This window comes from Serratia sp. BNK-12 (genome assembly GCF_047456085.1).
In the GTDB taxonomy this organism is placed as follows: Bacteria; Pseudomonadota; Gammaproteobacteria; order Enterobacterales; family Enterobacteriaceae; genus Serratia; species Serratia liquefaciens.
In genome coordinates, this window is record NZ_CP179896.1 from 1,852,445 (window position 1) to 1,865,441 (window position 12,997).

13 protein-coding genes are annotated in these 12,997 nt (G+C 60.2%); 2 read left to right on the forward strand and 11 right to left on the reverse strand.

What is annotated here, in order from left to right; all coding sequences use genetic code 11:
* Position 1: 1 nt before the first annotated feature.
* Genes pcaF through paaA form a run of 10 tightly spaced genes read right to left on the reverse strand, consistent with a single transcriptional unit; the run spans position 2 to position 8,331 of the window.
* Positions 2 to 1,207, reverse strand: coding sequence for a 3-oxoadipyl-CoA thiolase (pcaF, locus tag ACMGG1_RS08430; RefSeq protein WP_142814950.1), 1,206 nt, complete (start codon positions 1,205 to 1,207; stop codon positions 2 to 4).
* Positions 1,204 to 1,644 (reverse strand): hydroxyphenylacetyl-CoA thioesterase PaaI, encoded by a 441-nt coding sequence (gene paaI, locus ACMGG1_RS08435; RefSeq protein ID WP_129940991.1) that lies wholly within the window; start codon positions 1,642 to 1,644, stop codon positions 1,204 to 1,206. Before paaI ends, pcaF begins: the two co-directional genes overlap by 4 nt.
* Positions 1,644 to 3,164: a 3-hydroxyacyl-CoA dehydrogenase gene (locus tag ACMGG1_RS08440; RefSeq protein WP_414161287.1), complete on the reverse strand. Its 1,521-nt coding sequence runs from the start codon at positions 3,162 to 3,164 to the stop codon at positions 1,644 to 1,646. The genes paaI and ACMGG1_RS08440 overlap by 1 nt, the downstream gene beginning before the upstream one ends.
* A 2-nt stretch (positions 3,165 to 3,166) precedes the next feature.
* On the reverse strand, positions 3,167 to 3,958 hold the full coding sequence (gene paaG / locus ACMGG1_RS08445; protein WP_201896256.1) for a 2-(1,2-epoxy-1,2-dihydrophenyl)acetyl-CoA isomerase PaaG: 792 nt from the start codon (positions 3,956 to 3,958) through the stop codon (positions 3,167 to 3,169).
* Positions 3,959 to 3,961: 3 nt separating this feature from the next.
* The gene (gene paaF / locus ACMGG1_RS08450; protein ID WP_414161288.1) at positions 3,962 to 4,735 is read right to left on the reverse strand and encodes a 2,3-dehydroadipyl-CoA hydratase PaaF; all 774 of its coding nucleotides are present in this window, start codon (positions 4,733 to 4,735) and stop codon (positions 3,962 to 3,964) included.
* A 9-nt stretch (positions 4,736 to 4,744) separates the two neighbouring features.
* Positions 4,745 to 5,803, reverse strand: a complete 1,059-nt coding sequence (gene paaE / locus ACMGG1_RS08455) for a 1,2-phenylacetyl-CoA epoxidase subunit PaaE (protein ID WP_414161289.1) — start codon at positions 5,801 to 5,803, stop codon at positions 4,745 to 4,747.
* A 14-nt stretch (positions 5,804 to 5,817) separates the two neighbouring features.
* Positions 5,818 to 6,315: a 1,2-phenylacetyl-CoA epoxidase subunit PaaD gene (paaD, locus tag ACMGG1_RS08460; RefSeq protein ID WP_020827598.1), complete on the reverse strand. Its 498-nt coding sequence runs from the start codon at positions 6,313 to 6,315 to the stop codon at positions 5,818 to 5,820.
* 9 nt (positions 6,316 to 6,324) lie between these two features.
* Positions 6,325 to 7,086, reverse strand: a complete 762-nt coding sequence (gene paaC, locus ACMGG1_RS08465) for a 1,2-phenylacetyl-CoA epoxidase subunit PaaC (RefSeq protein WP_128865346.1) — start codon at positions 7,084 to 7,086, stop codon at positions 6,325 to 6,327.
* Between the two features lie 8 nt (positions 7,087 to 7,094).
* Positions 7,095 to 7,382 (reverse strand): 1,2-phenylacetyl-CoA epoxidase subunit PaaB, encoded by a 288-nt coding sequence (gene paaB, locus ACMGG1_RS08470; RefSeq protein ID WP_020827596.1) that lies wholly within the window; start codon positions 7,380 to 7,382, stop codon positions 7,095 to 7,097.
* A 10-nt stretch (positions 7,383 to 7,392) separates the two neighbouring features.
* Complete coding sequence (gene paaA, locus ACMGG1_RS08475) at positions 7,393 to 8,331, reverse strand: 1,2-phenylacetyl-CoA epoxidase subunit PaaA (RefSeq protein WP_020827595.1); 939 nt, start codon at positions 8,329 to 8,331, stop codon at positions 7,393 to 7,395.
* Positions 8,332 to 8,649: 318 nt separating this feature from the next.
* On the opposite strand from paaA, the gene paaZ reads away from it, so the two are divergent.
* Together paaZ and ACMGG1_RS08485 are read left to right on the forward strand one after the other, a co-directional pair.
* On the forward strand, positions 8,650 to 10,722 hold the full coding sequence (gene paaZ / locus ACMGG1_RS08480) for a phenylacetic acid degradation bifunctional protein PaaZ (RefSeq protein ID WP_414161290.1): 2,073 nt from the start codon (positions 8,650 to 8,652) through the stop codon (positions 10,720 to 10,722).
* A 62-nt stretch (positions 10,723 to 10,784) separates the two neighbouring features.
* Positions 10,785 to 11,879 (forward strand): AAA family ATPase, encoded by a 1,095-nt coding sequence (locus ACMGG1_RS08485; protein WP_414161291.1) that lies wholly within the window; start codon positions 10,785 to 10,787, stop codon positions 11,877 to 11,879.
* Here the strand turns inward: ACMGG1_RS08485 and ACMGG1_RS08490 are convergent.
* Positions 11,876 to 12,778: a Kdo hydroxylase family protein gene (locus ACMGG1_RS08490; protein WP_046373210.1), complete on the reverse strand. Its 903-nt coding sequence runs from the start codon at positions 12,776 to 12,778 to the stop codon at positions 11,876 to 11,878. The two genes, ACMGG1_RS08485 and ACMGG1_RS08490, sit on opposite strands and share 4 nt — an antisense overlap.
* Between the last annotated feature and the right edge of the window lie 219 nt (positions 12,779 to 12,997).

Consider the following 12,997-nt stretch of genomic DNA (forward strand, 5'->3'; position numbering starts at 1 on the left):
GTCAGACTCGCTCAATAATCATGGCGATGCCCTGGCCGACGCCGATGCACATGGTGCAAAGCGCGTAGCGGCCGGAACGCCGTTCCAGTTCGAACAGGGCAGCTAACGCCAGACGCGCGCCGCTCATGCCCAGCGGATGGCCAAGGGCAATCGCGCCGCCGTTGGGGTTCACCTGCGGGGCGTCGTCAGGCAACCCAAGCTGGCGCAATACCGCCAGCGCCTGGGCGGCAAAAGCCTCGTTCAGTTCAATGACATCCATTTGCGCCAGGCTCAGCCCGGCCAGTTCCAGCACTTTACGGGTGGCCGGTAGCGGACCTATGCCCATTAAACCGGGTTCGACCCCGCAGGTTGCCGTCGCGACGATGCGCGCACGCGGTGTTAATCCCTGACTCACTGCCATTGCCTCCGAGGCGACGATCAGCGCCGCTGCGCCGTCGTTCAGGCCGGAAGCGTTGCCGGCGGTCACCGTGCCGGGTTGGCGGAACGGGGTTTTCAGCGCCTGCAGCTGTTCCAGCCGCGTATCTGCACGCGGGTGTTCGTCCTGGTCAAACAGGGTGACCGCGCCTTTCTTGCCGCTGAGGCTGACCGGCACGATCTCCTGCGCGAATATCCCCAACGTTTGCGCTCGCGCGGCCCGTTGCTGGCTGCGCAGAGCGAAGGCGTCCTGATCGGCGCGGCTGACGTTGAATTTTTCCGCTACGTTTTCGGCGGTTTCGGGCATGGATTCGGTGCCGTATTGCGCCTGCATCAGCGGGTTGATAAACCGCCAGCCGAGCGTGGTGTCATACAGCTGCGTCTGACGGCTGAAGGCGCTGTCGGCCTTACCCATCACCAACGGGGCCCGGGTCATCGATTCTGCGCCGCCGGCCAATACCAAACCGGCTTCACCGGCCTTGATGCTGCGGGCCGCCGTCGCCAGCGCGTCCAATCCCGAGCCGCACAGGCGGTTGAGTGTGGTGCCGGAAACGTTAACCGGCAGGCCCGCCAGCAATGCCGCCATACGGGCCAAATTGCGGTTGTCTTCCCCGGCCTGATTGGCGCAGCCGAGGATCACGTCGTCAACCCTCGACCAGTCCACCTGCGAGTGGCGGGCCAACAGGGCACGCAGCGGCAGTGCGGCCAAGTCATCGGCGCGGACGTTGGCCAGGGCGCCGCCGTAACGGCCAATCGGCGTGCGGACGCCGTCGCAGATAAAAGCCTGGTTCATGCTTGCTCCCCTAAAATGGCGTGACCGAGCCGATGTGCGCGGCCGCGGAACCAGGCGACGGTTTTGCCCAGTTGATTGACAATCTCCACGTCATACAGACCGGTGGTTTTGCCCTGATGGCGCATCTCGGCGCTGGCCGTCAGGCGATCGCCTGCCAGCGCCGGGCGGATAAAGTCTATGCTGCAGCCGGACGCTACCGCCGCCAGCCCCTGGCTGTTGCAGGCGTAGGCGAAAGCGGTGTCCGCCAGGCTGAACAGTTGCCCGCCGTGGCAGGTCTGGTGGCCGTTGAGCATCTGCGGCCCGACGGTCATGCTGACTTTTGCGAACCCGGCGTCGACGGCATCCACCCGCATGCCCATCGCCTGGGCGCAGGTGTCCTGCTGAAACATCTGTTCGGCGCAGCGTTGCGCCAGCGCGTGGGGCGTATTGGCATTCATCATTGGGCTCCTGAAGAAAGGGATGCGTAGTGGCGCAGCAACGGCATCGGGCGATAGCGGGGTTCGCCGTAGAAGCGTTGCAGATTTTCCAGCGTGGTCAGGATGTGTCGCCAGCCTAATGACGCACCCCATTCCAGCGGGCCGCGCGGGTAGTTAACCCCGCAGCGCATGGCGTGGTCGGTATCGGCGGCGCTGGCGACGCCCTTGTTCACCACGTCGAGCGCTTCATTCGCCAACATGGCGAGGGTGCGCATCACCAGCAGGCCCGGGTAGTCCGGCAACAGGATCACTTTTTTGCCAAGGGATTGCAGCAGACGTACCACAGTGGCGTTGTGTCGGGCATCGTTTTGCGCCGCGCAGCTGATGGCGACGGTGGAGGCCTGGGCATACTGGGCAGACAGATCAAACAGCACCACGGGGGTTCCGGTTTCATCGGCGACCTGGCTGGCTGTTTTACCATTTGTTAACATAAATGTAACTTCATCGATCTGGGCAAAAGCACTGGTCTGGCCGGGTTGTATGATCGCCTCCGCATTTCCTGCCAGTAACTCGGCCAGCAGAGTGACGCCTGCCGCATCGCCGTGCAGCTTAATGCTGTGCGGCAATTCCGCTGAGGATGGAGGTAACCCGGCGACAATTTGAGGCGGCGCTTGTTTGTCGTAGCGATAAAAGCCGCATCCGCTTTTGCGGCCCAGACGCCCGGCGGCCACCCGTTCCTGCTGCACCAAAGACGGCGTGAAGCGCGGATCCTGGAAGAAGGCCTGAAACACTGATTCAGTGACGGCGTAATTGATGTCCTGACCAATCATATCGGTCAGTTGCAGTGGCCCCATGGCGAAGCCGCCTGCGTCGCGCATTACTGCATCCAGCGTGGCGGCGTCGGCAACTTGTTCTTCGAGCGCGCGCAGGGTTTCGGCGTAAAAAGATCGTGCCACGCGGTTAACGATAAAGCCGGGCGTGGAACGGCACAGCACGCTTTGTTTGCCCCATTGCCGGGTCAGCGCCTGCAGTTCGGCAACGGTTTCGGCGCTGGTGTCCAACCCGCTGACGATCTCGACCAGCTTCATTACCGGGGCCGGGTTGAAGAAGTGCAAACCGGCCAGGCGCTGCGGATGGTGCAGTGCACCGCCGATGGCGGTAATCGACAGCGATGAAGTGTTGCTGGCGAACAGTGCGGCGGGGGAACACAGCGCTTCCAGCTCACGAAACAGGCTCTGTTTGATCGCCAGTTTTTCCGCCACTGCTTCTATCACCAGTGCGCTGTCGGCCAACTGGTCAAGCGACTCGACCGGCTGAATACGGCCCAGCAGGGCCTCGGTGGCATCGGCGTCGGCCTTGCCGGACTCGACCCTTTGGCGCAGGCGTTGGCCTAACGCATCGAGTGCCTGCCGGGCGGCGGCGGCATCGATATCAAACAGCCACACCGGATGCCCGGCCCCGGCCGCCACCTGGGCGATACCGATGCCCATGGTGCCGGCACCAATCACGGCGACCCTTGCGTTGACGTTCGGCAGGTTCATGATTATTTCCCGCTGAAATTAGGGGGGCGTTTGGCGAAGAAGGCGCTGACGCCTTCGCGGTAGTCGTCGCTGCGGCCGCCGAGGCGCTGCAGGTCGCGTTCCAGATCGAGCTGCTGATCGAGGGTGTTGTTCGCCGAGCTGTAGAGGGCTTTTTTGATCAGCCCCAGCCCGTAAGTGGGTTGGGTGGCCAGGTGTTGTGCCAGCGTTTGGCTGGTGGCGGCCAGTTGGTCCGCCGCTACCACCTGCCAGATCATGCCCCATGCCAGCGCCTGTTGTGCGCTGACTTTATCTCCCAGCAGCGCCATGCCCATGGCGCGGGCGTGGCCTGCCAAACGGGGCAGGAACCAGCTGCCGCCGGAGTCCGGCACCAGCCCCAGGCGGCAGAAAGACTGAATAAAATTGGCGTTATCGGCGGCGATCACGATATCGCAGGCCAGCGCCAGCGCTGCGCCGGCCCCTGCCGCGACACCGTTGACGGCGCACACCACCGGCTTTGGCAGCGCGGTCAGACGACGGATCAGCGGATTGTAAAAACGCTCTACCGACAGGCCGAGATCCGGCGCCTGCTGTTCGACGCTGACGTTGCGATCGTTCAGATCCTGCCCGGCGCAAAAGCCACGCCCCGCGCCGGTGATCAGCAGGCAGCGTACGGTTTCTTCCCGCTCGGCGAGGGTCAAGGCTTCGCTCAGTTGGCGGTGCATCTCGTCGTTGAAGCTATTGAGCCGGTCTGGCCGATTGAGGGTCAGCGTCAGCACCCCGGCTTCAAGGTGGGTGAGAATCAATGCATTTTCCATAAATCAGCGCCCCTGATAGTTTGGCGTACGTTTTTCGAAGAAGGCGGCGATGCCCTCGCGGCGATCGTCGGTGGCGGCCAGGGTGGCAAACTGCTGGCGTTCGATGAGCAGCCCTTGGCTAAGGCCGGTTTCCTCCGCCTGTTTCAGCGCCTGTTTGGCGGCGCGCAGTGCCAGCGGGGCCTGCCTGCTGATGTGCTCGGCGATCTGCTGTGCGCGTTCCAGCGTCAGGGCGTCGACGCACACTTCACTGACCAACCCGCACTGCAATGCGCGCGAGGCGTTAATGGCTTCGCCACTCAGCACCATCTGACTGGCGAAGGACTTGCCGACGCAGCGAATCAAGCGCTGAGTGCCGCCGGCCCCTGGCATCAGGCCGAGGGTGATTTCCGGCAGGCCAAAACGGGCGCTTTCGCCGCAAATGACAATGTCGCAGGCCAGCGCCAGCTCGCAGCCGGCGCCGAGCGCATAGCCGTTCACTGCCGCCAGCAGCGGTTTACTGAACTGCGCCAGCCGTTGCCACAACAGCGGGCGGCGATCCGTCAGCGTAGCGGGCAGGTCTTGCCGTTGCAGTTCGTGCAGATCGGCACCGGCGGCAAAGAAACGCGTTGTGCCGGCGATCACTACTGCGCCAATGGCGGTATCGGCATCGGCCTGTTCCAGTAAATAAACCAGCTGCTCCAGGCAGGGTGTGTTCAGGGCATTGCGCGCTTGTGGACGGTGCAGTTCCAGCGTCAGCACGCGCGCCTGGCGATGTTGCAGGATCAAAGGGGTTTCCATTGGCGGCTCCTATACGTCAAAGTCCAGCACCACACCGTCACCGCGTGGCCACGACTGGCAGCTCAATACGTAGCCTGCCGCGAGTTGATCCGGTTCCAGGCTGTAGTTGACGGCCATGTCCACCTGACCGGCTTTTAACCGGCACTTGCAGGTGGCGCACACGCCGCCTTTGCAGGCATAGGGAAGATCGGCCCCCTGACGCAGCGCCGCGTCCAGAATGCTGTCGTCCTGCGAACCGACCTCGATATCCAACCGGCGGCCGTCGAGCAAAATCGCCACTCGCGTGGCGTTGCGCGGGATGTCGTTGACCGGGCGGGCGACCACGCCGCTGGTGTTAAAGCGCTCGCTGTGGATACGCTCGGCGGCTACGCCAGCCTGTTCCAGCACGCTTTGGGCGTCGTCCATCATGGTTTGCGGGCCGCAGATAAAGGCATGGTCATAGTCGCGGTAATCCAGCAGCGCGCCGCCGATCGCCAACAGGCGCTCGCGGTCGATGCGCCCACTGAGCAGCGGGCTGTCGAGGCTCTCCTGGCTGAACAGATACAGCGGCTGAAAACGTTGTGGATAGCGGTTTTTCAGATCGGACAGCGTCTCCTTGAACATCACCGAACGGCTGCTGCGGTTGCCGTAAATCAGCGTGAAGCTGCTGTTTGGTTCAAGTTGCAGGGTGGCTTTGATGATCGACAGCATCGGCGTGATGCCGGAACCGGCGGCAATCGCCAGATAGTTGCCGCTGTTTTCCGCCTGTGGCTGGTAGCCGAAACGGCCCTGCGGCACCATCACCTCCAGCGCGTCGCCGACTTTCAGTAGCCGATTAACGAACGAGGAAAAGCGGCCCTGATGGATGGCTTTAACGCCGATCTGCAGCAGCCCATCCTGAGGAGCGCTGCAGATGGAGTAGCAGCGGCGCAGCTCTTCGCCATCCACCTGCGCCTTTAGCGTCAGATGTTGGCCGGGGGTGTAGCAGTAATGACTTTTCAGCTCTTCGGGCACGCGCAGAGTGATAGCTACGGCGTCCGGCGTTTCGCGCTCGATGGCGGCGACGTTCAGGCGATGGAAGACCGTCATGGTTTTCTGCGCTCCTAAATGCATTTGAAATAGTCGAAGGGTTCGCGGCAATCGCAGCAGCGATACAGCGCTTTGCAGGCGGTGGAGCCGAATTCGCTGATTTTTTCGCTGTGGGTGCTGCCGCAGCGCGGGCAGGGCACCGGGCCTGCAGCCTGCGGTTTGTCGCAGGTATGGCCCTGTGGCGGTGCGACGCCGTATTCACGCAGCCGTTCACGCGCCGAGGCGTTCATCCAGTCGGTGGTCCACGCCGGGCTGAGGCGAATGTCCACTTTGACCGGGGCAAAGCCGGCCTCGGCCAGCCGCTGCTCGATGGCTTCGAGCAGGAACTCGGTGGCGGGGCAGCCGGAGTAGGTTGGCGTAAAGGTAATGCGCCAGCCGTCGCCGTCGGCTTCAACGTCGCGAACCATGCCCAGATCGGTAATCGACAGCACCGGCAGTTCCGGATCGCTGATCTGTTGCAGGCAGTGCCAGATTTGCGGAATTTCCGCGGCCTGCAGCCGGGTAATGTTCATAGCGGCCCCTTACCAGTTTGCGTTGGGATAGGCGCGTTGCAGGAACTGCATCTCGGCCAGCAGCGGACCGAGATGTTCGCTGTGCCGACCCTGTTTACCGCCGTGGCGGAACGCCTGCTCTGCCGGCAGCGTCAGGGTGGCCTGTTGTAGCGTTTCTTCAACCAGCGCCAGCCACGGAGCCTCAAGCTGGCGCGGATCGGCGGCGATACCCTGTTCTGCCAACTGCAGTTCAAGCTCGTCGGCATGGAACAGTTCGGCGGTAAAACGCCACAGGCCATCCAGCGACTGCTGCATTTTTTGGTGGCTGACGGGGCTGCCGTCACCCAGACGGATCATCCAGCCACGGCTGAAACGCAGGTGGTAATGCGCCTCTTTCAGTGACTTGGCGGCGATGGCGGCGAGTTGAGCATCGCGACTTTGGCTCAAGGCCTGATGCAACTGCACGTGGTAGGCGTCCATCAGGAACTGCCGCACCAGAGTGTCGTTGAAGCCGCCGTTGGGCTGTTCCGCCAGCAGCAGGTTATGGAACTCACGTTCGTCACGGCCGAAGGCCAGTCGGTCTTCGCTGAATTGCGGCCCGGCCAGTTCGGCGGCATAACCGAGAAAGTTGCGCGCCTGGCCGAGTAGGTCCAGGCCGATGTTGGCCAGCGCCAGGTCGATCTCCAGTTCCGGCGCGTGGCCGCACCAGGCGCACAAGCGCTGGGCGAGGATCAGTGGCGTATCGCCCTGACGCAGGACATAGGTGACGAGTGGATCGTTATTGAAGGTCATGGTCGCCCCTACATGTTCTTGATGCCGTCGGGAATGGTGTAGAACGTCGGATGACGGTAGATCTTGTCATCGGACGGATCGAAAAAGGCTTCGCGATCTTCCGGCTGCGAGGCGATCAGGTGGCTGGATTGCACCACCCAGATTGAGCAGCCTTCGTTGCGGCGGGTATAGGCATCGCGGGCGTTTTCCAGCGCCATCTGGTCGTCGGCGGCGTGCAGGCTGCCGACATGACGGTGCGCCAGCCCTTGTTTGCTGCGGATAAACACTTCATACAGTGGCCATTGGGCATGTGTCATCATCGGTTCCTTATGCGGCGGTTGAGGTGTTTTTTGACGCGTGGGCCAGAGCGCCATCGCGTACCCAGGCACCGTCCTCCCAGGCGCGGCGTTTGGCTTGCAGCCGTTCGTGATTACATTGGCCGCGCCCCTTGATCACCTCATGCAGTTCACTCCAGTCGATTTCGCCAAAGCGGTAGTGGCCGGTGGCTTCGTCCCAGGCCAAGTCGGCGTCCGGTGCGACCATGCCCAGGGCTTCCAACTGGGGGACGGTGTTGTCGACAAATTTCTGCCGTAACTCATCGTTGCTGTGGCGTTTGATTTTCCAGGCCATGCTCTGCGCGCTGTGCGGTGAATCGGTGTCGCTGGGGCCAAACATCATCAGTACCGGCCACCAGAAGCGGTTAATCGCATCTTGCAGCATGGCTTTCTGTTGTTCGCTGCCGTTTGCCATCGCCATGACCGCTTCGTAACCCTGGCGCTGGTGGAAGCTCTCTTCCTTGCAAATTTTCACCATCGCCCGCGCATAGGGGCCGTAGGACGCACGACACAGCGCCACCTGGTTAACGATGGCCGCGCCGTCAACCAACCAGCCGATCACCCCGATATCCGCCCAGTTGAGCGTCGGGTAATTGAAGATCGAGGAGTATTTCATCTTGCCGTCGAGCATCTTCTGGTAGATATCCTGACGAGAGCAGCCCAGGGTTTCCGCGGCGCTGTACAGGTACAGGCCGTGCCCCGCTTCGTCCTGCACCTTGGCCAACAACACCGCCTTACGGCGCAGGGTAGGGGCGCGCGTCAACCAGTTGGCTTCCGGTAACATGCCGACCACTTCGGAATGGGCATGCTGGCCAATCTGGCGGATCAGGTTTTGGCGGTAGGCGTCCGGCATCCAGTCTTTGGCCTCAATCGAGGTATCCGCCGCAATTTTGTCGTCGAAGTGCTGCTGATGTTGCGCGTCAGTTGTCATGCGTGCCTCTTGGTGATTCGTATTTTTCACATTAAATATAAAAATGTGAATCACGTTAACTAACCATAAGGCTACAAACTGATAACAAAAAGATCAAACGGCATTTGTGTGGTTTTGCGAGTGTGCTCACAAGGAGTGTTATTATAATGTTGTTTTTAAATGACATTAAAAATTAATTCATGGGAGTAAAACGCCTGTCTGAGCGCTTTCAATGTCTGGTTGTTTTTATTTTGTTAAATTTCATTCTGGTGAAAACTGGACAATATGTGATACGTAATTAATCCTTGTGGTGTAAATTTATGAATTCCGGAGGAGCAAATGCTGCAGCTACACAGTTATCTTTCTGGCGCCTGGGTGTACGGCCAGGGCAAAGCCCGTGAAATCCACCATGCCGTCACCGGCCAACCGCTGTATCAGGTTTGTTCCGACGGACTACCGCTGGCCGCCAGTCTGGAGTATGCGCGCAGCAAGGGCGGCAAGGCGCTGGCACAGATGACCTTCCAGCAGCGCGCGCAAATGATGAAAGCGGTGGCTAAGCACCTGCTGGCCAACAAAGAAACGCTGTATGAGATTTCGTACCAAACCGGCGCGACTCGCAGTGACGGCTGGGTGGATATCGAAGGCGGTATCGCCACGCTATTTGCCTATGCCGGGCTGGCAGGGCGCGAGCTGCCGGACGATACCCTGTGGCCGGAAGACGAACTGATCCCGCTGTCCAAACAGGCGCAGTTTGCCGCCCGACACGTGCTGACTTCACGCCCTGGCGTGGCGTTGCATATTAATGCTTTTAACTTTCCCTGCTGGGGGATGCTGGAAAAACTGGCGCCCACCTGGTTGGCCGGCATGCCGGCGATCATCAAACCGGCGACCGCCACGGCGCAGCTGACGCAGGCGATGGTCAGACTGATTATCGACAGCGGTCTGGTGCCAGAGGGCGCGTTGCAACTGGTATGCGGTGGCGTCGGCGATATGTTTGAACATCTGGATTATCAGGATGCGGTGACCTTTACCGGCTCGGCGCAGACCGGTCAGCAGCTGCGTGCGCACCCGCGCCTGTTGCAAAAGTCGATTGCTTTCACCATGGAGGCAGACTCGCTCAACTGCTGCGTGCTGGGCGAGGACGTTACGCCGCAGATGCCGGAGTTTGCGCTGTTTATCAAAGAAGTGTGCCGCGAGATGACCGCCAAGGCCGGGCAAAAATGTACCGCAATTCGGCGGATTATCGTGCCGGCGAAACGGGTGGCAGAGGTACAGCAGGCGCTGTTGCAGCGGCTGAGTGGCGTCACGGTGGGCGATCCTAAACTGGAACAGGTGCGGATGGGGGCCTTGGTCAGCCGCGAACAGCGCGACGATGTGCAACAGAAGGTGGATTACCTGCTGCATAACGGTTGCGAACCGTTGTGCGGCGCGAGAACGGATAACCTGGAGGTGAGCGGGGCAGGCGTGCAGCAGGGGGCATTTTATCCGGCCACGCTGTTGTACTGTGCCGATCCCTTTAGCCATCAGGCGGTGCACGGCACCGAAGCATTCGGCCCGGTAGCGACGCTGATGCCCTATCAGCATACCGAACAGGCGATTGAGCTGGCGTTAATGGGCCAGGGAAGTCTGGCTGGCTCACTGGTGACCGCCGATGAGGCGCTGGCGACGCGCTTTATTCGCGCCACCGCCTGCGCGCATGGCCGAATGCTGATCCTGGATCAACAGGCGGCGGTGGAGTCCACCGGCCACGGTTCTCCGTTGCCGATGCTGGTGCACGGCGGGCCAGGGCGAGCCGGTGGTGGTGAAGAATTGGGTGGGCTACGCGCGGTAAAACACTATATGCAACGCACGGCCATTCAGGGCAGTCCGGCCATGCTGGCGGCAATCGGCCGTGAGTGGGTGCGCGGCGCGACGGTGATTGAAGAGCCGGTACATCCGTTCCGCAAATATTTCGAGCAACTGCGCCTTGGCGAAAGCCTGCTGACGGCGCGGCGTACCGTGACCGAGGCCGATATCGTCAATTTTGCCTGCCTGAGTGGCGACCACTTCTATGCCCATATGGACAAGATCGGCGCGGCCGAATCGCTGTTTGGCGAGCGGGTCGCGCACGGCTACTTTGTGGTTTCTGCTGCCGCCGGGCTGTTTGTTGATCCGGGCGTCGGACCGGTGATTGCCAACTACGGTATGGAAAACCTGCGCTTTATCGAGCCGGTGAAGATTGGCGATACCCTTCAGGTACGGCTGACCTGCAAAAAGAAAATCCGTAAGCCGCAGAAAACGGCGGAGGATCGTCCACACGGCGTGGTGGTATGGGATGTTCAGGTACTCAACCAACATCAGCAGGCGGTGGCGCTGTACAGTATCCTGACGTTGGTGGCGCGGCAGGAAGGGGACTTCGGTCCGACAAGCTAAAGGCCGGTGAGATGGTGCCATGGTAAGATGCACCATCTCCTGACACAGAGTTTGTGGCGACGATGATCCAACAACTCCAACTGAGCGGTTTTCGCTCTATACGTAATTTGCAGCTGCAATTGGGCCGTCTGAATGTGATCAGCGGCCCGAACGGTTGCGGAAAATCTAACCTGTATAAAGCGGTGCGATTGATCCACGAGGCCGCCTGTGGGCGGCTTTCTGCTGCGTTGGCTGAAGAGGGGGGCATTCAGAAGGCGATGTGGGCCGGCGGATTGCGACCGGGTGATCGCCGGGGCGATCCGAAACGGATGCTGTTGTCAGCCACTCTGGATGATTTCGACTATCAGCTGCAGCTAGGCTTCCCTGAGCCGACCGGCAGCCTGTTTCAACTCGACCCGCTGGTCAAAGAGGAGTCACTGTGGATCTCGGGCCACGGTCGTCGACCTTCAACCCGGGTACTCGAAAGGCGCAACCAGAGTGCATTCCTGACGAATATCCAGGGCGATCGCGCCACTTATCCTGCCAGTCTCCATGCAGAGGAATCGGTATTTGGTCAGCTTGCCGATCCGCATCTGTATCCTGAAGTGTCCCAGGTACGAGAGAATCTGCGGCAGTGGCGTTTTTACCACGAGTTTGCCGTGTGGCCCGGTTCACCGTTGCGAGCGCCACAGGTGGGTATTCGCGCGCCGGTACTGGCGCATGACGGCAGTAATCTGGCGGCCGCTTTTGAAACCATCTTCGAGATCGGCAACGGCGAGTTGCTGCGCGACATTCTGGCGCAGGCGTTTCCCGACAGCGAATTTGAAATTCAGGCCCCTCAGGGACGCTTCCAGCTATTGATGCACCGTGCCGGCATTTTACGCCCCTTGGAGAGTGCCGAACTTTCCGACGGCACGCTGCGTTTCCTCTGTTTGGCGGTAGCGATGCTCAGCCCGCGGCCGCCGGCATTTATGGCATTCAATGAACCTGAAAATAGTCTGCATCCGCAACTGTTGCCGGCATTGGCCATGCTGATCGCCGAAGCCAGCCGTTATAGCCAATTGTGGATCACCAGCCACTCACCGCAGCTTGCCGAACTGATTGGTCGCCATAGCGAGGTTACCCACTATCAACTGGCACAGCAGCAGGGTGAAACCCTGCTGGCGGAACCGGATTAGATCAAGGGCTGGTGTAGCAGGGTTTCCAGTACCTTGAGCGGTGATTGCTGTGGATTTTTCATTGCGGTGACGGGCAACAGGAAAGTTTGCTCCAGCATAAACTGACCCGCCATCGCCGCGTGTGGCGTCTGATCGGAGAAACAGATCCAACTGCTGCCCGGCGGCAAGTCGAGCGCCAGCTGCGGGCCCTGTTGCTGATAGTGCTGGTCGGCTTTCATGGCATCATGCAGTTGCAGCATCAGGTGGTCGTAATGACTGCGGCGCCGTTTGGTGATGCCGACCTTGTGCTGCAGCCAGCTGTTCAGCGGTGAATAGCGGCCCAGGCGCGGCATAAAGCGTTGCGCCAGTTGAGGAAAGGGTTCGCCGATGCGCCATTGGCGAAGTTCGCCATTGGGGTTGATGTTGGTGAAGATGCGCAGAATGCGCTCACCATAGTTCGGGCGCGACGGGAAGGCATCGACGTGCAGCCGGCTATCATCCTTGCGCCATGAGCTGGTCTTGCGCCAGGCCGCAACCGGATGCAGGCGCAGGGTGTTGACCGGCGAATGCAGGGCTTGTTGGTAGTGGGGGAGCAGGGTGGCAACCAGTTGCAGGCAGGTTTGATAATAGCGTGACAGCAACGTCTCGACCTGTGGCTGCTGCGCGGCTATTGCTACGCCGGATAATTTGCTCGTTTCTGGCCAGTAGCTGATGTTTTTACGTTTTGTATCGACCAACGCGGGATCCAGCAGCGCCATTTCACCGGCTAACATAGGAAACGCCAGTTCAGGCAAAAACACGATTTTACCTTGCTCGAGTGCCTCGACGGCAGAGGGGGAAAAGGGCACTGGGGCGCTATCCCACTGTTGCTGTGGCAACGTTATTAACACCTGTTCAGGCGTAAGATTATCCGCGCGCATAATATCTCCTTGCGATGGGGGGATACTTTAATTGTTTTTTATTTGAAAGGGATTTATAACCAGCGGGAATTATTGTTGAATTGAACTAGTTGATGCTAATGGCTGGATTAAATTATCCTAGCACTATTAAAATGCGCCCAAAAGTAAACAGATATTAAACGATGCGGCTAATGGCACGAATGGATAAAAATAGATTTAATGGGCATTAATTAATTTATC